This is a genomic window from Ruegeria sp. CH10 (assembly GCF_056537125.1).
This window is the reverse complement of sequence record NZ_JBQFQY010000002.1, coordinates 473,598-492,721: the sequence shown is the minus strand read 5'-3', so window position 1 is coordinate 492,721 and position 19,124 is coordinate 473,598. Positions and strand designations below refer to the sequence as shown.

Here is a 19,124-nt window from a genome sequence, read left to right as displayed (position 1 = left end):
TTGGAGGCCCGGAAATGTCCGAAAACACAGAAATTCAAAGCCAGATTGCGCAGACGCTGATGCTGTTGCGCAAGAAGCTGGGGGTAAAGGACAAGACGCTCACAGCTTCGATCCGCAAGGCCAAACGGCGACTGCCACGCCGCATCTACAAACAGGCATTGTTATTGGCGCAGGCCGAGCCGATGGCCTCGCATCCCAAACTCCGGTTGGTTTTGGACAACCCCCGGCTGCTGCGTGCGTCCGAAGAGGTGCAAGAGCATCTGGGCGGCATCAATCTGGCAGATCGGCGTCTGGGATGGTTTCTGGGGATGCTGGGTGGTCTGGCCTTTAACCTGCTGGCCGTGATCGTGCTGCTGTTGGTTGTCCTGTGGTGGCAGGGATTTATCTGAGCCACTAGACACAAAAAAACGGCGCCCGATGGACGCCGCTTAGCTTGTAAGTTTTTGATCCGATTACAGGTTCGGGTAAATCGGGAAGCGGGCGCACAGCTCGGCCACTTCGGCTTTGACCTTGGCTTCGACAGCGCCGTTGCCCTCTTCGCCATTGGCGGCCAGACCGTCGACCACTTCGATGATCCAATCCGCGATCTGGCGGAATTCGACCTCGCCAAACCCACGGGTGGTTCCGGCGGGTGAGCCCAGACGGATACCGCTGGTGATGGTTGGCTTTTCCGGATCAAACGGCACGCCGTTCTTGTTGCAGGTGATATGCGCGCGGCCGAGGGCCTTTTCGGTCGCGTTGCCTTTGACGCCTTTGGGGCGCAGGTCGACCAGAACCACATGGGTGTCCGTGCCGTGGGTCACGGTATCCAGACCGCCCTTGATCAGCTGATCCGACAGCGCCTGCGCGTTGGTGATGACCTGCTGAATATAGGTCTTGAACTCGGGGCGCAGGGCCTCGCCGAACGCAACGGCTTTGCCGGCGATCACGTGCATCAGCGGGCCGCCCTGAATGCCGGGGAAGATTGCCGAGTTCACTTTCTTGGCGATCGCCTCGTCATTGGTCAGGATCATGCCGCCGCGCGGGCCGCGCAGGGTCTTGTGGGTGGTGGTGGTCGCAACATGTGCGTGCGGGAAGGGGCTGGGGTGTTCACCCGCCGCAACCAGACCGGCGAAATGCGCCATATCGACGTGCAGATAGGCGCCGACCATATCGGCAATCTCACGCATGCGGGCAAAGTCGATCTGGCGCGGGATGGCCGAACCGCCTGCGATGATCAGCTTGGGTTGATGCTCTTTTGCCAGCGCTTCAACCTGATCGTAGTCCAGCATGTTGTCCTGCTGACGCACGCCATACTGAACGGCCTTGAACCACTTACCCGACTGGTTAGGGGCCGCGCCGTGGGTCAGGTGGCCACCTGCGTCCAGGCTCATGCCCAGAATGGTGTCGCCGGGCTGGATCAGCGCCTGGAACACACCCTGGTTGGCTTGGCTGCCCGAGTTTGGCTGTACATTGGCGAAACCGCAGCCGAACAGTTCTTTGGCACGGTCGATGGCCAGATTCTCGGCAACGTCGACGAACTGGCAGCCGCCATAGTAACGGCGACCGGGATAGCCCTCGGCATATTTGTTGGTCATGACCGAGCCCTGCGCTTCCATCACGGCGGCAGAGACGATGTTCTCGGACGCGATCAGCTCGATCTCGTCGCGCTGGCGGCCCAGCTCGGATGTGATCGAGCCGAACAGCTCGGGGTCACGATCCGCAAGGGACTGGGTGAAAAAACCGGTATCACGAAGATTGGCGTTCATGGAGGGCTCCGCATGGCTGCAATAAACTTGCGGATTTCCTATCGGAAACTGCGCAGGCACAAAAGCATTAAAGCGACGATTTGGTATTCTGGGGCGTCAAGACTGGCCTATCGGGGAAAGGTATGTTTGTTTCGGAACCAAATGCGCAGCACTGGAAACCGGAATAAATGAAAAAGAGAATCGCCTTTCTGGCCAGCGACGTCCAAGTTGCGCAAGCTTCGCGGGACAGCCTTGTTCGCCGCTATGGAAACGCGGCTCCGCGTGATGCGGATGTGGTGGTTGCATTGGGCGGGGACGGGTTCATGTTGCACACGCTGCACAATATGCAGCATCTGGATACGCCGGTTTACGGTATGAACCGTGGCACCATCGGTTTCCTTATGAATGAGTTCCACGAAGACGACCTTCTGGAACGTCTTGAAGCCGCCGAGGAAGAGGTGATCAATCCGCTTGCGATGCAGGCCATGGATCAGGCCGGGAAACTGCACGAAGCACTGGCGATCAACGAAGTCTCGCTCTTGCGTGCGGGCCCTCAGGCCGCGCGGCTGAAGATCAGTGTGGATGGCCGGGTGCGCATGGCGGAACTGGTTTGTGACGGCGCGTTGCTGTCCACGCCTGCGGGATCGACCGCGTATAATTATTCGGCGCATGGGCCGATTCTGCCCATCGGCTCTGACGTGCTGGCGCTGACGGCGATTGCGGCGTTTCGGCCCCGAAGGTGGCGCGGGGCGTTGCTGCCCAAGATCGCTAAGGTGCGATTCGATGTGCTGGACGCCGATAAGCGGCCCGTGATGGCAGACGCGGATTCGGTGTCGTTTCCCGATATCGACTGGGTGGAAATCCGCTCGGAACCCTCAATCCAGCACCGAATTCTGTTTGATCCGGGCCATGGGCTGGAAGAACGCCTGATCTCGGAACAATTTACCTGAGTTATCAAAAAAATCGCGTTTTCTCTCTCTTGTGTGATCCAGTTCACAGGCGCGCGATTTACCGTTTGTTAATGTGAACTTGCCCGGACAACACGTCGAGGTGGGAGTGAGTGGCCACCAACCGGCGTTGTCGAACAGTGCGCAGTTTTCGCGCCGGCGAGGGTAGGTGGTGCTACGCTCGTTGTCAGACTTCCGGGCTTATTTTAGAAAGCGGACCCCGGGTACAATAGCCCGGGGTCAATTTCTTTGGTGGGGCCGGTTCAGGCCCCGTTCATCTTGTCCCAGAGCGGCAGACACATCTGGCCCACGCGGGCCTCAATCGCGGCGGCGGCGTCAACGGCCATATCCTCGCGCCAGCGACGGGCGGCGATCTGCACGTTGATGGGCTGCGGCCCTTGCGGCAGATCGGCCAGACGGGCCGGAACACAGGCGGCGGGCAGGCCCAGAAAGTTCATCGCATAAGAATAGACGGCGCAGCCCAGAACCTCGTGCACGCCTTCTGCGCCTTCGGTATCGCGGTCCGGCTTGAAGAACGGCTGCGGCATGAACGGGGACAGGACCAGCGGATAGTCCTGCAGGAACAGTGCCCATTCCCGCGCGTAGTGCGTGCGTTTGGCCATCATCTGCACCAGTTCGGTGCCTGTGATGGGGGGGAACTCCTGAAAATAGACCTCGAATATCTGGCGGATGGTGTCTGAACCTGCCGCTTCGATGTCGCCTTTCAGCAGGGTCAGAACCTCGCCCATCAAGCTGCGATAGCCTGTGCGCCCGCATTCGTACACATCGGGCAGACGGACCTCTTCCACCTGATAGCCTGCATCGTTTAGCGCGTCGCGGGCGGTGTCCAGCGCCTTGTCGACCTCGGGGTGGAGGGCATAGCCATAGGTTTCCTTGGTGAACGCCACTTTGATCGGGTCATCAGGCGCATCGCCGCGCCACGGCATAGGCACATGGAACGGATCGCGCGGGTCTACGGCGATCAGGCTGGGCATCGACAGATGCAGATCGGCGGCCGAGCGCGTGATCAGACCCTGCACCGACATGGATTGAGCCAGCAGCCCACGTTCCACCTGCTGGCTTGGGTTCCACGCAGGCACCCGGCCCAGACCGGGTTTCACCGTGACCGCACCATTGGCCGCAGCCGGAAAGCGCAGGCTGCCGCCAATATCATTGCCATGCGCCAAAGCGCCGATCCCCGCCATCACGGCAGAACCGGCCCCACCGGACGATCCGCCGGGCGAGATATGGCGACCCCAAGGGTTGTGCGTGCGACCGTGCAGCGGGTTGTCGGTATCCGCGCGAAACGAAAACTCGGGCGTGTTGGTTCGCCCGATCACTACGGCACCCGCATTCTGCAGGTTGCGCACGACGGGGGCATCATCCGGCGCGATGACATCTTTCAGCGCGACAACGCCGTTTGATGTGGCGTGCCCCGCTTGATCCACGTTGATCTTGATGGTGACCGGCACGCCATGCAGCGGACCGAGCGGTGCGCCCTGTGTGCGAGCCTTGTCCAGATGGCGGGCGCGGTCCAGCGCCTGCGCGCTCAGATCCTCGACCACGGCGTTCAGGTCCGGGTTGACCTGCTGCATGCGGTCGATTGAGCTGCGCACCGCGTCCTCGGCGCTTAGCTCGCCGCTCCGGGTCAGGTCGGTCAGCTCAGTGGCGCTCAAACGCCAGATGTCGGAATGTGTCATGGGCCCTCGCTGTCTTGAACCGACAGTAGGGGCCTTGGGTCTGGTTGCAAGCGAAAGGCGCGGGCGATCCGGGACCGCCCGCCTTGCGTTTATCGGGCGTAGCCCAAGGTTTTCAGGGCCACGGTGATCTCGTCCAGAATGGCCGGATCGTCGATGGTTGCGGGCATCTTGTAGTCCTGACTGTCCGCAATCGAAACCATCGTGCCGCGCAGGATCTTGCCCGAGCGTGTCTTGGGCAGACGGTCCACGACGACAGCCTGCTTAAAGGCCGCAACCGGGCCGATCTTTTCGCGCACAAGCTTGACGACATCCTGCACGACCTCGCCGTGATCCCGATCACACCCGGCGTTCAGGCACAGGAAGCCAACGGGCATTTGCCCTTTCAACTGATCGGTCACGCCGATCACCGCGCATTCGGCGACATCGGGGTGGGCGGCCAGAACCTCTTCCATCCCGCCGGTAGACAGGCGGTGGCCCGCGACGTTGATCACGTCATCGGTGCGCGCCATGATGTAAAGGTATCCGTCCTCATCAATCATGCCCGCATCGCCGGTTTCATAGTATCCGGGGAAGTGGTTCAGGTATGAGCTTTTGAACCGCTCTTCGGCGTTCCACAGCGTCGACAGAGTGCCCGGCGGCAGCGGCAGTTTGACGGCAATCGCGCCCAGCTCACCGGGTTTCATCGGGTGGCCGCCTTCGTCCAGAATCTGCACGTCATAGCCCGGCATCGGCTTGGCCGGAGAGCCCAGTTTGATCGGCAGTTCCTCGATCCCCAGCGGGTTGCCCGCAATGGCCCAACCAGTTTCGGTCTGCCACCAGTGGTCGACCACCGGAACATTCAGCGCCTTCTGGGCCCATTCAATCGTATCCGGGTCGGCGCGTTCACCGGCCAGGAACAGGGCGCGCAGGTTGGACAGATCGTATTTGCCGATCATCTCGCCCTTGGGGTCTTCGCGTTTTACCGCGCGGATCGCGGTGGGGGCGGTGAAAAAGCTTTTGACGTTGTGCTCGGCGATTACGCGCCAGAACGTGCCCGCATCGGGGGTACCGACGGGTTTGCCCTCGAACACGATGGTGGTGCTGCCGTTGATCAGCGGCGCGTAGCAGATATAGGAATGCCCCACGACCCAGCCCACATCGGACGCAGCCCAGAACACATCGCCTGCATCCACGTCATAGATATTCTTCATCGTCCAGTTCAGCGCAACCAGATGGCCTGCGGTGGGGCGCACAACCCCTTTGGGCGATCCCGTGGTGCCCGAAGTGTAAAGGATATAGGCCGGATCATTGCCATCGACCGGAACGCAATCGGCAGGTTCGACGCCGTATTGGAACCCGTGCCAGTTATAGTCGCGTCCTTCGACCAACTGGGCCACTTCCTGTTCCCGTTGGAAGATCACGCAGAAATCGGGCTTGTGATTGGCCAGATCAATTGCGCCGTCCAGTAGGGGTTTGTAATGCACCACGCGACCCGGCTCCATCCCGCAAGAGGCGGCGATGATGGCCTTGGGTTTGGCGTCGTCGATGCGCACCGCCAGTTCGTTGCTGGCAAAACCGCCAAACACGACCGAGTGCACGGCCCCCAGACGGGCACAGGCCAGCATCGCCTCAAGGGCTTCGGGGATCATCGGCATATAGATGATGACGCGGTCGCCCTTTTCGACCCCTTTGTCCCGCAAAGCCCCGGCCAGTGTGGCCACGCGGTTGCGCAGCTCAACATATGAAATCTCGCGTTTGGTGTGGGTGATGGGGCTGTCATATATGATGGCGGTCTGTTCACCCCGGCCGTTTTCCACGTGGCGGTCGACAGCATTCCAGCAGGTGTTGACCCGCGCATCGCTATACCATTCGTACAGAGGGGCCTTGTCGCCAAACAGCGCTTTGGACGGAGGGCGGACCCAATCGATGCCCTGCGCGGCCTCCATCCAGAATGCCTCCGGGTCGGATTTCCAGCTGTCGTAAACGTCCTGATAAGCCACGTTGGTCTCCTCCTAAATCTCCTTGCAAACTGTGTAAGGGGGGCAGAGGGGCGCACACAAGCGAGGGACCTAACGGAGCGTCACTTTATCGCAAAATATTTGCAAGCTTCGCTAAAGTGACCTGCAAATTTTTGCAAAGTGAATTTAGGGGGCAAATTTTAGGGGATAATTTGCCAGTTTTTGCAAATCTGCAAAGTTTCCGCGCGGGGAATCAGGGTATTACCCTCGGGCATCTATTCAAGCACCCGAGGGTTTATTGATCGTTTATCCGTAATGTGTCACGGGCGTTCCGGCGATGGCGGCCATATTCAGCAGACCACGTGCCGTGATCGACGGTGTCACGATATGCGCCTTGTTGCCCATGCCCATCAGGATCGGTCCGACCTCAAGTCCGTCTGCCTTCATCTTCAGGATATTGCGCACGCCGCTTGCGGCATCTGCATGGGCAAAGATCAGGACATTCGCAGCACCGGTCAGGCGTGAATTCGGGAAGATCCGCGACCGCAGTTCCGGGTCCAGAGCCACATCCAGGTTCATTTCCCCTTCATAGGTAAAGTCGCGGGGTTCGGAATCGAGGATGTCCAGCGCGGCGCGCAGGCGTTTGCCCGAGCCTTCGGCCTGATTGCCGAACTGGGATTGCGAACAGAAGGCGATCTTGGGCTCAATTCCGAACCGGCGCACATGGCGCGCGGCGCCTATTGTGGATTCGGCCAGTTCCTCGGGTGTTGGCAACTGCCGCACATGGGTATCGGCAATGAACAAGGGGCCGTCCTCAAGGATCATCAGGGACAACGCGCCGTGCGGGCGCAGGTCGCCATCGGCCAGAACCTGCTGCACATAATTCAGATGCCAGCGGTATTCGCCGAACGTACCGCAGATCATGCTGTCGGCCTCGCCACGCTGGACCATGATTGCGGCAATTGCCGTGTTATTGGTGCGCATGATGGCCTTTGCCAGATCGGGGCTGACGCCCCGGCGTTGCATGATCTCGTGGTACGAGTTCCAATAATCGTAATAGCGCGGGTCATTGTGAGGGTTCACGATCTGGAAATCCTCGCCGGGTCGGACTGTCAGGCCCAAACGTTCACACCGGGCGCTGATCACGTCCGGACGGCCAATCAGGATGGGGGTTTCCGGGGTTTCTTCCAGAATGGCCTGCGCGGCGCGCAGAACGCGTTCATCCTCGCCCTCGGCAAAGACGATCCGGCGGGCGGCGGCGGCGGCGGCCTCGAACACGGGTCGCATCAGCAGGGCCGACTTGAACACGGTCTGGTTCAGACGTTCTTTATAGACCTCGATGTCTTCGATCGGGCGTTTGGCCACGCCGCTTTCCATCGCCGCCTTGGCCACAGCCGAGGAGACGACGCCCACCAAACGCGGGTCGAATGGTTTGGGAATAAGGTAATCTCGCCCAAAGGTCAGCTGCTCACCCTTATAGGCGGCTGCCGCCTCGGCGCTGGTGGTGGCGCGGGCCATTTCGGCGATGCCGTCCACACAGGCAATCTGCATCTCGTCATTGATCTCGGTCGCGCCCACGTCCAGCGCACCCCGGAAGATGAAGGGGAAGCACAGAACGTTGTTGACCTGATTGGGAAAGTCACTGCGTCCGGTGGCGATGATCGCATCCGGCGCAACCTCGCGCGCGGCCTGAGGCAGAATTTCGGGTGTCGGATTTGCCAGCGCAAAGATGATCGGGCGGCTGGCCATCTTTGCCACCATCTCGGGCTTGAGCACATTGGGGCCGCTGAGGCCAAGGAACAGGTCGGCCCCGTCAATTACGTCATCCAAAGTGCGCAAATCCGATTTCTGCGCAAACTGATCCTTGTGGGGGTTCATATCTTCGGTGCGGCCCTCATAGACCAGACCTTCAATGTCGCACAGCCAGATATTCTCGCGCTTCACGCCCAGTTTCATAAGCATGCTGAGACAGGCGATACCTGCCGCGCCGCCACCGGTTGAGACGACTTTGATATCTTCGAATTTCTTGCCTGCCACGTGCAGCGCGTTCTTTGCAGCCGCCCCCACGACAATGGCGGTGCCGTGCTGGTCATCGTGAAAGACCGGGATGTTCATCCGCTCACGGCACAGTTTTTCTACTATGAAACAGTCAGGGGCTTTGATGTCTTCCAGATTGATCGCCCCAAAGGTTGGCTCCAGCGCGCAGACAATATCGGCCAGCTTTTCCGGGTCGGGCTGGTCGACCTCGATATCGAAACAGTCGATCCCGGCGAATTTCTTGAACAGGACGGCCTTGCCCTCCATCACCGGTTTTGAGGCCAGCGCCCCGATATTGCCCAGCCCCAGAACCGCCGTGCCGTTCGACACAACCGCCACAAGATTGCCCCGTGCCGTATAGCGTTCGGCATTGTCGGCGTCTGCCTTGATCTCAAGGCTGGCCTCAGCCACGCCCGGAGAATACGCGCGCGCCAGATCGCGACCGTTTGCCATGGGCTTGGTCGCCTTGATCTCAAGCTTTCCGGGTTTTGGATGGGCGTGATAGTCAAGCGCGGCCTGCCGCAGGCTGGGTGTATCCGACATTGTCGTTTCAGCTCCTTTTGGAATTTGATTTAGCCTTAAACTAAATTTTCAGACTTGGCTACGTTGCGTCACTTGTGGGCGGGAAACCGGCTGATTTGTCGCTGCGGTTGATTTCTATCACAAAAGATTTATGGTCCCGCGACCTTCTATCCCACAGTTGTTTCGCTCCGAGAAGACCGGCATGAACCCCAAAGAAAACCTTCGAACAGGTGCAAACCTGCCTGCGTCCACACCGAGTTTCGGTACGGATCGGTTCGCTTTTCGGACAGCTATTGTGGCTGCGGTTATTGTACTGTGTGCCATCTCGATCTGGCCGATGCAGGCGGCGGTGTTCAATCAGGAAGGCGGGTTGATCGAGACAGCATCAGCGGCGGCTTTGCTGGTTGCCGGACTGGCAGCGTTGTACCGCTATCGCGGCCTAAGCCGCCTGTATATCGGTGTGGTTCTGTTGCTGCTGGCTGAGCGAGAGCTTGAGGCGGACATCTATGCTGTGGACACGGTGCCGTACCAAGTCCTGAATGGTTTGGACGGTTTGCTGGACATGACACTCGTGCGTGTCGTGCTGGCGGTGATCGTGTTGGGCGGGGTCGCGTGGCACGGTGTGCCAACCGCATGGCGCGCGTTGAAAGAGCGTGCGCCGTTCCTGCTGGTGTTCTTCATTGCGGGCATGTGCGCCGTGGTCGCGCAAGGGCTTGAGGAAATCAGCAGCGCGTTGAGCGATACCATGTCTGCGACTATGGCGACCCGGCTTTTCGTTTTGGAAGAAACGCTTGAGATGTTCTTTTCGATTGGCATTTTGGCCGCTGTTCTGATCGGATGGCCAAAATCCAAGACCGAAGAGACTTCGAATGACCCAAAGCCAGACCCAAGCTGAGATTCGCCTGCCTACGCAGGAACTGCGCGACGACATCCCGTTCTATACCAAGGTGCTGGGGATGCGCATGGATATGATCTATCCGGCGGATGACCCGCGGGTCGCAGTCTTTTCGGGTCATGGGCTGCGCTTGCGGATAGAAAAAGATGCACCCGAGACCCCCGGCACGCTGCGCATTCTGACCGATAACCCGGATGATTTCGCGGACGGTCAGCGCAGCCTTGTTGCGCCGAACGGGACGCGGGTGGAAATTGATGAACTGAACCCGCCCATGGTCATGCCCGATACGGTGCATTCCTTTGTTGTGCGCAGGCTCAAGGATCAGGCCCCATGGATCATTGGCCGCGCCGGGATGCACTATCGCGATCTGGTGCCGGACCGGCTGGGCGGGTCGATCATCGCCAGCCACATTCGCATCCCCGATGGCGGGCCGGTGCCGGATATGGTGCATTTTCATAGGGTCGGGTTTCAGCTTATCTTCTGCATCCACGGCTGGGTCGATGTGGTCTACGAGGATCAGGGCGACAAGATGCGCCTGACTGCAGGCGATTGCTTTATCCAACCGCCGGAAATCCGCCACCGCGTGCTGGAAGCATCGGACAATGTGCAGGTGATCGAGATCGGAGTGCCCGCCGAACATGTCACCGAGATCGATCACGACATGGCCCTGCCGACCCCACATTATCGCCCCGATCGCGAATGGCAGGGGCAGCGGTTCGTCTTCAATCAGGCCAAGGGTGCGGATTGGGTGCCCTTCCGCCTGCCGGGCTATGTCTGCCGTGACACGACCATCGCTGCGAACACCAAGGGCGTGGCTGGGGTGCAGGTCGTGCGCAAAGGGCAGGGCGACCCGCAATGGGCCGCACATGACACCGATATTCACTTTACCTTTGTCATGGACGGGCAGGTCACGCTTGAGGGCGAGGGCCGCGATCCGTTCCGGTTGGAGCAGGGCGACGCCTTTGTGATCCCGCCGGGCATGCGGACGCGGCTGTCCGATCCGTCGGACGATGTCGAATTGCTTGAGGTCACGCTGCCCGGTACGTTCAACACGACGCTGGGGTAAGAAAACTTCGGTCCGGGGCTTCAACTCGGGGGTCAGTTTCCGCTAGTGTGCAAATTTCTGACCATATGATCAAAAATTGGGGAATCGCCATGAGCCTGAAAGACGCCGCCCTGTCCGTTCGTGAAAACGCCTATGCGCCCTATTCGAAATTCAAGGTCGGGGCCGCGATCCGGTCGGAAACGGGCGTGGTTTATTCCGGCTGCAATGTCGAAAACGTGGCTTATCCCGAAGGCACCTGTGCCGAGGCCGGCGCCATCGCCGCCATGGTTGCCGCCGGTGAGCAGGCGCTGACCGAGGTCTATGTGGTCGCCTCTTCCCCGCAACCGGTGCCGCCTTGTGGCGGGTGCCGGCAGAAACTGGCCGAATTCGGCAAGCGTGACGTCAAGGTGACGCTGGCCACAGTGGATGGGTCGGAATTCGAAACAACCATCGGTGATCTTCTGCCGGGCGCTTTTGACGCCTCACATATGGAGTGAGCAGATGGACGCCCGCTCGATCATCGCGAAGCTGCGCCGGGGGCAGGTGCCCTTGGGCGAGGAGCTTACGTGGTTCGCCCAAGGTTTGGCCGATGGTGGCGTGAGCGATGCGCAGGCCGGGGCCTTTGCCATGGCGGTCTGCATGGGCGGGCTGGGTGCGCAGGGCCGCGCCGACCTGACCCTTGCCATGCGCGACAGCGGCGACGTTCTGACATGGGACGTCGATGGCCCGGTGATCGACAAACACTCGACCGGAGGGGTGGGGGACAGTGTCAGCCTCGTGCTCGCCCCCGCGCTGGCTGAACTTGGGGCCTATATCCCGATGATCTCGGGGCGCGGGCTGGGCCATACAGGTGGGACGCTGGACAAGCTTGAGGCGATCCCCGGTGTGACCACTCAGGTCAGTGAAGATCGTCTGGCGCAGATTCTGCACGACACTGGGGCAGCGATTGTCGGTGCGACGGGTCAGATCGCCCCGGCGGATAAGCGTCTCTATGCGATCCGCGATGTCACGGCGACGGTCGAAAGCCTGGATTTGATCACCGCCTCGATCCTGTCCAAGAAACTGGCCGCCAGCCCTCAGGCGTTGGTGCTGGATGTCAAAGTGGGCTCTGGCGCGTTCATGAAAACCCATGAGGATGCGCGCAATCTGGCGCAGGCCCTGACCCAGACGGCAAACGCCGCCGGATGCCGGACCTCGACAGTGATTACCGACATGAACCAGCCTCTGGCCCCCGCGCTGGGCAACGCGCTAGAGATCTGCGAGGTGATGAAGGTGCTCACCAGCGGCCAAAACGCGCCATTGGCCGAGATTTCCGCAGAATTGGGCGGCGTTGTGTTGGCTGACGCCGGTATGGTTGCAACGGTGGACGAAGGCCGCGACAAGGTGGCCGAGGTGATCCGCGACGGTCGCGCGGCCGAGCGGTTCGGCCGCATGTTGGCCGCCGTGGGCGCACCGCTGCAATTTGTCGACAACTGGTCACGCTATCTGCCCGAAGCCAGTGTCATCCTTGAGGTTCCCGCACCAAGCGAAGGCTATGTGACCGCGATGGATGGCGAAGCGCTGGGTCTGGCCGTCGTCGCGCTGGGCGGCGGACGACAGGTCGAGGATGACGTGATCGATCCGGCCGTGGGGATTTCCGATATCGTGCGGCTGGGCGACAAGTTGGACAAAGGCGCGCCCTTGGCCGTGATCCACGCGGCGCGCGAGGATGCGGCGCAGCAGGCGGCGCAGGCGGTCCAACAAGCGATCAGCCTCGGGCCCGAAAGCCCGTCTCTGCCCGGGATCGTGCATGAAAGGATCACCGCATGACCCGTGCGTTTTTGGTGGTGATGGATTCAGTCGGCATCGGCGGCGCGCCGGATGCAGATCGTTTTTTCAACGGGGATGTGCCCGACACCGGGGCCAACACGCTGGCTCATATTGCGCAGGCCTGTGCCGAAGGGCGGGCAGAGGATGGTCGTTCCGGCCCGCTGCACCTGCCGCATCTGGACGCGTTGGGATTGGGGGCGGCCACCCGTCTGGCCTCTGGCGCGGACACGCCGGGGCTGGGGGCGGATGCATCGGGCCTGTGGGGCTGTGCGTGCGAGCATTCGCCGGGCAAGGACACGCCCTCGGGCCATTGGGAATTGGCAGGGCTGCCTGTGCCGTGGGACTGGCACTACTTTCCCGATACGCGCCCATCCTTTCCCGCCGACCTGAGCCGCGCAGCTGCCGAGGCTGCGGGCACGGACGGTATTCTGGGCGATTGTCACGCCTCAGGCACCGCGATCATCGCCGACCTTGGGGCCGAGCATATGCGGACCGGCTGGCCCATCTGCTATACCTCGGCGGACAGCGTCTTTCAGATCGCCGCGCACGAGGAACACTTTGGCCTCGACCGTCTGCTGGATATGTGCCGCACGCTGGCTCCACGCCTGCATGAGATGAAAGTGGGCCGCGTGATCGCGCGACCTTTCGTGGGAACGCCGGAAGACGGCTTCACCCGCACCACCAACCGCAAGGATTTCGCCATCCTGCCACCCGCACCGGTGCTGACCAACTGGGTGCAGGATGCCGGGCGGCGCGTGCATGCGGTGGGCAAGATTGGTGACATCTTCTCGATGCAGGGGATCGACACGCTGCGCAAAGGCTCGGATGCCGAGCTGATGGGGCATCTCTCTGATCTGGTCGATGAGGCAGAAGAGGGCAGCCTGACCTTCGCCAATTTCGTCGAGTTCGACAGCCTCTATGGGCACCGCCGCGACATCAGCGGCTATGCACGCGCGCTGGAGTGGTTCGACCGTGAGATCGGCGCGATCATCGCCCGCCTACGCCCCGGCGACCTGATGCTGCTGACCGCAGATCACGGCAATGATCCCAGCTGGATCGGCACTGACCATACCCGTGAACAAGTACCTGTGCTGATCGCAGGGCAGGGCGCCGGCCAGATCGGCGCGGTTAATTTCGCCGACATTGCCGCCAGCATCGCGCATCACCTGAACATTCCGGCGCAAGGACCGGGAAAGAGTTTTCTATGAGCGTCGCAGACCTGCCCAAAATCGAACTCCACCTGCATCACGAAGGCGCGGCCCCGTCCGCGTTCATCCGTCAGCTGGCCCATGAAAAGCGTATCGACCTGAGTGGGATTTTCAAACCCGACGGCAGCTATGACTTCCGCGATTTCGCCCATTTCCTCAGCGTGTATGAGGCTGCCTGCGAAGTGCTGAAATCGCCCGAGGATTTCCGCCGCCTGACACTGGCCATCCTTGAGGAAAGCGCGGCGAATGGGGTGGTTTATTCGGAAACCTTCCTGAGCCCCGATTTCTGCGGCGGCGGCGACCTGCATGCGTGGCGCGACTACCTGACCGCCATTCAGGACGCAGCGGATGAGGCCGAGCGCAAGTTCGACATCACCCTGCGTGGCGTTGTCACCTGCGTGCGCCATTTCGGCCCCGAGCAGGCCAAGATCAGTGCCCGCTGCGCGGCGGAAACGGCGGGCGACTGGATCACCGGTTTTGGCATGGGCGGCAATGAGGCTACGGGCGCGCAGGGCGACTATAAATGGGCCTTTGATTGTGCGCGCGAGGCCGGATTGCGCCTGACTACCCACGCCGGAGAGTTCGGCGGCCCCGAAAGCGTGCGCGATGCGATCCGCGATCTGGGGGTGGAGCGTGTGGGCCACGGTGTGCGCGCCATCGAAGACCCCGACCTGATCCGCGAAATTGTCGACCGCGACATCACGCTTGAGGTTTGCCCCGGCTCGAACGTGGTGCTGGGGCTCTACCCGGATTTCACGGCCCATCCCATCGCGAAACTGCGCGATGCGGGGGTCAAGGTCACGGTCTCAACTGATGACCCGCCGTTTTTCCATACCACTATGCGGCGTGAATATGAGATGTTGGCGCAAGCCTTCGGCTGGGAGGCCGAAGACTTTGCCGCCCTGAACGAAACCGCCCTGAACGCGGCCTTTTGCGATGACAAGACCCGCGCGCGGGTCAAGACAAGACTGGAGAGATCATGAGCGAACACCTGACCGTCGTTGACCACCCGCTGGTGCAGCACAAACTGACGCTCATGCGGGACAAGGGCACATCCACTGCCGTTTTCCGGCAGTTGCTGCGCGAGATCACGCTGCTGCTGGCCTATGAGGTCACGCGTGAGCTGAAGCTGACCACCCGCCATATCGAAACCCCGATGGAGGAAATGGACGCCCCCATTCTGGCGGGCAAGAAACTGGCGCTGGTGTCGATTCTGCGGGCCGGGAATGGCATGCTGGACGGGGTGTTAGAGCTGATCCCCTCGGCCCGTGTGGGGTTTGTGGGCCTCTACCGGGATGAGGAAACGCTGAAACCCGTTCAGTATTATTTCAAAGCGCCCGAAGGGCTGAAGGACCGTCTGGTGATTGCCGTGGATCCGATGCTGGCCACCGGCAACAGTTCGGCTGCGGCGATTGATCTGCTGAAAGAGGCAGGGGCGACCGACATTCGGTTCCTGTGCCTGCTGGCCGCGCCCGAAGGGGTGGCGCGCATGAAAGAAGCCCACCCGGACGTGAAAATCGTCACCGCTGCACTGGATCGCGAGCTGAATTCCAAGGGCTATATCATGCCCGGTCTTGGCGACGCGGGCGACCGGATGTTCGGAACCAAATAGCCTATTCGCCGCAGATATTCTGCAGCCGGACCCAATCGCGGTCCGGCAAAACCTGCTGCATGGGACGGCCTGCCATCGGGTCGGCCTCGATCAGGCCCAGCACTGTTTCGCCGGTGACATCCATGGCATAGGCAAACGGCGTTGACGGCAGGGCCGCCTGCGCAAAGACCTGCAGCAAATCATCATCGGGCAGCGAAGGGCGGGGTTCTGACAGAACCTGTTCGGTATAGGTGTCGATGATTTCGGGCGTCAGCTCTCCGGTGGTCAGCAGACGGAAGGCGGTGGCCGATCCGGTGCGATCCAGCAAATCCTCAAGCGGGTCCTGCGCCTCGGACCGGGCGCGTTCAGCGATGATGTAACCCGCGGCGACCGAGGGGTCCTCATGATCCTCGACCAGAGCGCGGTTCAGCAAAAAAATCCCGCCCGGCAGGCTGAGGCTGCTTTGCACACCGGCGGGCAGGATGATGACTTCGCGAACACCGGTGCGCGCGGCCAGTTGATCCAACGCGGGTTTTGCATCTTCCGAGGTGCAGGCGCGGCCCGAAACCCGCTCGATTCGTTGCAGGATCGTATTGCCGATATCCTGGCGTTTGATCTCTGGCACCACGGTCACAACATGCTTCTGCAGGGCAGCAGGCATCCACAGCAACAACAGCACAACCACCGCCGCCACAACGCCCGCCACGCTGACCCATCGCAACCGGCCCGGATGGGGTCGCGCCTTGTCGATGGCGCGCTGCAGGCGGTCTATGGCCTCGATCATAGTGGTTTCGGTTTCTTCCAACTCCAGCGTTTCGTCCGGGTCACCGTCGGGATTGAAAATGGCAGGAAAACTGCCCGGATTCTGGCGCACCAGCGCGGCCAGCGACCAATGGGTCAGCGCCTGTTCGTTGAAGTCCGAAATGGTCAACGTCGCCTCACCCAGAGACGCCACAACCTCGCGCCGCTGAACATCGGGCGAGGGGCGCCACAGACCGGTGGCTTCGATCCGCTGGTACTGTTTAAGGGCCGTCTTCAAGATGAGATATGCTCGTGATTATTTTGACTTAGCTTAGCATGGGAATTTCCGGCGGCGCAAACCTGTTGCGCCCCGATTGGGAAATGTGCTGGATAAAACCAGACACGGCAATTCCGCCGGTGTCCAATACTCTAAGACCGGGGCCGGAATGCAGGCGGATACTCAGACCTCACCGATTTTGGCCTCGGCGCTGATGGTGGGCGCTATGGCGATCATCGGGGTGATCGATAACGTTGTCATCCTGCTGGCCGAAACAATTGGCCTATGGCAATTCCATTTAAGCCGCGCTGTTCTGATGTTGCCGTTGATTGCGTGTCTGTCGGTTTTGGGAATGGGTACGATGCGCCCGCGACGGCTGGGGCCCGTGATCCTGCGCAGCGTGCTGATCACGGTGGCGATGCTGTTTTACTTTGCGTCTCTGGCGCTGATGCCGATTGCGCAGGCGCTGGCGGGGCTGTTCACGTCTCCGATCTTCGTGCTGCTGGTTTCAGCCGTCGCGATGGGGCAGAGGATTGGCCCCTGGCGCATTCTGGCAGTTGTGATCGGGTTCACCGGGACCTTGTGTGTGCTGCAGCCCAACCCCTATGAGTTCGATGCCCGAACCCTGCTGCCGGTGGCCGGAGGGTTCTTTTACGCGCTCAGCTCGATCATCACCCGCAGCCACTGTGCGCAGGAAAGCACTGTGGCGCTGCTGGCGGCAATGGTCACCACGCTGGGATTGGCCGGCGCAATCGGTCTGACTGCGTTTTCCCTTGTGCCCCATTCCTTTGCCGACGGATTCGTTACGCGGGGGGTGGTATGGCAGATGCAACCGGCGCTGTCCTGGATCATCGTACAGGCGGTTGGTTCGACGATTGCGGTCTTTATGCTGATCAAATCTTATCAGGTGGGCGAGACCTCATACGTGGCCGTATTCGAATACTCGGTCATGATCTTTGGACCGCTTTTTGCCTGGGTTGCTTTGGGTCAGGCCATCGGTGTGATGCAGATCGCTGGTATCGGCCTTATTGCGGCGGCTGGTGCCTTGTTGGGCTGGCGCGCGAGTGTGGCGAAGGTGGTCGCATGATCATTTCGCGCGGGCGCAACTATGTGTTTGTTCATATCCCCAAGACGGGGGGAACGTCGTTGGCCCAAGCGCTGGAAACACGGGCGATGAAAGACGACATCCTGCTGGGCGACACGCCCAAGGCTCTCAGGCGACGCAAGCGGGCCAAGGCGCTGACGGGCAGGGGACGGTTGTGGAAACATTCAACACTGACTGATATCGACGGTGTTCTACTGCTGTCCGAACTGGAAGAGATGACCGTATTCACCATGGTGCGAAACCCCTGGGACCGGATCGTCAGCTATTATCACTGGCTGCTGGAGCAGAGTTTTGATCATCCGATGGTGGCGCTGGCAAAATCCCTGTCGTTCGAGGGCTTTGTACAGCACCCGGATGTTCTGCGGTCTTTTCGGCGCAGCCCTGCGCGCCATTATGTGACGCGGGCCGACGGGGCCGAGCAATGCCAGTTCTTCATAAGGTTGGAGTGGTTTGAAGAGGATGCGGGCCCGCTATTCGATCTGCTTGGGTTTGACGTTGCTTTGCCGCACCTCAATCGTTCGAGCCGCGACGCGGATTATCGCGGCTATTTTGACGACAGGGCTGCCGAGCTGTTGGCCGATGCTTGTGCCGAGGATGTTGCCAGATTCGGCTACACGTTTGATCAGATGTCTGTGTTATAGTTTCCAATATTTAATCAATATTGATCTAAGTTGCGGTTTTGTTTGTGATTTTTGCCAAAAAATGGCTCAGATTAACCCAAATTGGGCCACAATATGTCAAAAATAAGCCCTCTCACTAAAACCTGTGTTAAAGCTCAATTGTAGTTTTTTGTGAGTAACAAGTGGGTTCTGTGGTGTTGAAAGTAGACAGTGTTATTGATTTTGCAGAGCGTTCCGAATTCCAGGGCAATGCAGAGCAGCATTCCGCGTTGAACGCGCGCCGTGGCGGTCTGGTTCACGGAACCAAAGTCTCAACCAAAAGCGGCTGGAAACTTGTCGAAGAGATCGAGGCCGGTGACCTCATTCGCACCATGGACAATGGGTTCCAACCCGTTAGCCGCGTCGCGATTGATGGTATCACGGTTCCGCCGGGCGAGACGAAGTCCGAAAACATGCCAATCCGGGTGCCGACGCATGCTGCGTATAACGGTCGCCCCGTCTGGCTGATGCCCGAACAGGGCGTGGCGCTGGACAACACCAAGCTTGGCCATGATCCCATCAAACTGCCGGTCAGCCTGCCTGTTGTGTCGGCCCGGTTGCTAAGCGGTATGTTCCGGATCACATCGGATGTGCCCGCGTCCTATTTCGACATCAGCACCCTGTTTTTCGAACAGGATGAGGTGATCTATATCGAGGGCGGCTTCCGCGCCTTTTGCCCCTCGGGCCGGTTTGGATCGCGCAATACACCCGGTCGCGCCTCGTATGAGGTTGTGGCCGCAGAGTCGGCGACCGAACTGATGTATCTGACGGCTCGGCGCAACCATATCGCGGTTCTGGCGAATTCGCTGGGATCCCTGCCTGCGCCGGTTTTCGATCATCCGATTGTGCCGATCAGGCCGGTAAAAGGCGCGCGGCGTCCCGGTCGCCCCGGTCGTCCGACCATGATGATCTGATTAAAGCGTC

The 19,124-nt window shown here is 60.5% G+C and carries 17 protein-coding genes; 12 read left to right on the top strand and 5 right to left on the bottom strand.

Annotated features, from left to right (window positions below; all coding sequences use genetic code 11):
• The first annotated feature begins 14 nt into the window (after positions 1-14).
• Positions 15-389 (top strand): hypothetical protein, encoded by a 375-nt coding sequence (locus tag ACRZ94_RS08765; protein WP_480652324.1) that lies wholly within the window; start codon positions 15-17, stop codon positions 387-389.
• A 63-nt stretch (positions 390-452) separates the two neighbouring features.
• On the opposite strand, the gene glyA is transcribed toward ACRZ94_RS08765, so the two are convergent.
• Complete coding sequence (gene glyA, locus ACRZ94_RS08760) at positions 453-1,748, bottom strand: serine hydroxymethyltransferase (protein ID WP_480652322.1); 1,296 nt, start codon at positions 1,746-1,748, stop codon at positions 453-455.
• A gap of 167 nt (positions 1,749-1,915) precedes the next feature.
• Between glyA and ACRZ94_RS08755 the strand changes: the two genes are divergently transcribed.
• A complete protein-coding gene (locus tag ACRZ94_RS08755) occupies positions 1,916-2,677 on the top strand; it encodes an NAD kinase (protein WP_480652320.1) in 762 nt (253 codons plus the stop codon).
• A gap of 260 nt (positions 2,678-2,937) precedes the next feature.
• On the opposite strand, the gene ACRZ94_RS08750 is transcribed toward ACRZ94_RS08755, so the two are convergent.
• The 3 genes from ACRZ94_RS08750 to ACRZ94_RS08740 form a co-directional block, all read right to left on the bottom strand.
• A complete protein-coding gene (locus tag ACRZ94_RS08750) occupies positions 2,938-4,374 on the bottom strand; it encodes an amidase family protein (protein ID WP_480797151.1) in 1,437 nt (478 codons plus the stop codon).
• Between the two features lie 89 nt (positions 4,375-4,463).
• Positions 4,464-6,353, bottom strand: coding sequence for a propionate-CoA ligase PrpE (gene prpE / locus ACRZ94_RS08745; protein ID WP_480797150.1), 1,890 nt, complete (start codon positions 6,351-6,353; stop codon positions 4,464-4,466).
• A 264-nt stretch (positions 6,354-6,617) separates the two neighbouring features.
• Entirely contained in the window at positions 6,618-8,891 is a 2,274-nt protein-coding gene (locus ACRZ94_RS08740; RefSeq protein ID WP_480797149.1) for an NADP-dependent malic enzyme, read from the bottom strand.
• Positions 8,892-9,072: 181 nt separating this feature from the next.
• Here ACRZ94_RS08740 and ACRZ94_RS08735 point away from each other — a divergent pair, with 181 nt between their 5' ends.
• From ACRZ94_RS08735 to upp, 7 genes are all read left to right on the top strand, one after another.
• Entirely contained in the window at positions 9,073-9,765 is a 693-nt protein-coding gene (locus tag ACRZ94_RS08735) for a hypothetical protein (protein ID WP_480652312.1), read from the top strand.
• Positions 9,740-10,831: a cupin domain-containing protein gene (locus tag ACRZ94_RS08730; protein ID WP_480652310.1), complete on the top strand. Its 1,092-nt coding sequence runs from the start codon at positions 9,740-9,742 to the stop codon at positions 10,829-10,831. Before ACRZ94_RS08735 ends, ACRZ94_RS08730 begins: the two co-directional genes overlap by 26 nt.
• Before the next feature lie 89 nt (positions 10,832-10,920).
• Positions 10,921-11,307: a cytidine deaminase gene (locus ACRZ94_RS08725; protein ID WP_480652308.1), complete on the top strand. Its 387-nt coding sequence runs from the start codon at positions 10,921-10,923 to the stop codon at positions 11,305-11,307.
• A 4-nt stretch (positions 11,308-11,311) separates the two neighbouring features.
• Positions 11,312-12,619, top strand: a complete 1,308-nt coding sequence (locus ACRZ94_RS08720; RefSeq protein WP_480652306.1) for a thymidine phosphorylase — start codon at positions 11,312-11,314, stop codon at positions 12,617-12,619.
• Positions 12,616-13,827 carry a phosphopentomutase gene (locus ACRZ94_RS08715; protein ID WP_480797148.1) on the top strand — a complete coding sequence of 404 codons (1,212 nt, stop codon included), beginning with the start codon at positions 12,616-12,618 and terminating at the stop codon, positions 13,825-13,827. The genes ACRZ94_RS08720 and ACRZ94_RS08715 overlap by 4 nt, the downstream gene beginning before the upstream one ends.
• Positions 13,824-14,810: an adenosine deaminase gene (locus ACRZ94_RS08710; RefSeq protein WP_480797147.1), complete on the top strand. Its 987-nt coding sequence runs from the start codon at positions 13,824-13,826 to the stop codon at positions 14,808-14,810. Before ACRZ94_RS08715 ends, ACRZ94_RS08710 begins: the two co-directional genes overlap by 4 nt.
• Positions 14,807-15,439, top strand: coding sequence for a uracil phosphoribosyltransferase (upp, locus tag ACRZ94_RS08705; protein ID WP_170741068.1), 633 nt, complete (start codon positions 14,807-14,809; stop codon positions 15,437-15,439). The genes ACRZ94_RS08710 and upp overlap by 4 nt, the downstream gene beginning before the upstream one ends.
• 1 nt (position 15,440) lies before the next feature.
• On the opposite strand, the gene ACRZ94_RS08700 is transcribed toward upp, so the two are convergent.
• The gene (locus ACRZ94_RS08700) at positions 15,441-16,457 is read right to left on the bottom strand and encodes a hypothetical protein (RefSeq protein ID WP_480652300.1); all 1,017 of its coding nucleotides are present in this window, start codon (positions 16,455-16,457) and stop codon (positions 15,441-15,443) included.
• Positions 16,458-16,605: 148 nt separating this feature from the next.
• Here ACRZ94_RS08700 and ACRZ94_RS08695 point away from each other — a divergent pair, with 148 nt between their 5' ends.
• The 3 genes from ACRZ94_RS08695 (at position 16,606) to ACRZ94_RS08685 (ending at position 19,114) form a co-directional block, all read left to right on the top strand.
• Positions 16,606-17,523 (top strand): DMT family transporter, encoded by a 918-nt coding sequence (locus ACRZ94_RS08695; protein ID WP_480797146.1) that lies wholly within the window; start codon positions 16,606-16,608, stop codon positions 17,521-17,523.
• On the top strand, positions 17,520-18,182 hold the full coding sequence (locus ACRZ94_RS08690; protein WP_480797145.1) for a sulfotransferase family 2 domain-containing protein: 663 nt from the start codon (positions 17,520-17,522) through the stop codon (positions 18,180-18,182). The genes ACRZ94_RS08695 and ACRZ94_RS08690 overlap by 4 nt, the downstream gene beginning before the upstream one ends.
• A gap of 170 nt (positions 18,183-18,352) precedes the next feature.
• Positions 18,353-19,114, top strand: a complete 762-nt coding sequence (locus ACRZ94_RS08685; RefSeq protein WP_480797144.1) for a Hint domain-containing protein — start codon at positions 18,353-18,355, stop codon at positions 19,112-19,114.
• Positions 19,115-19,124: the final 10 nt, after the last annotated feature.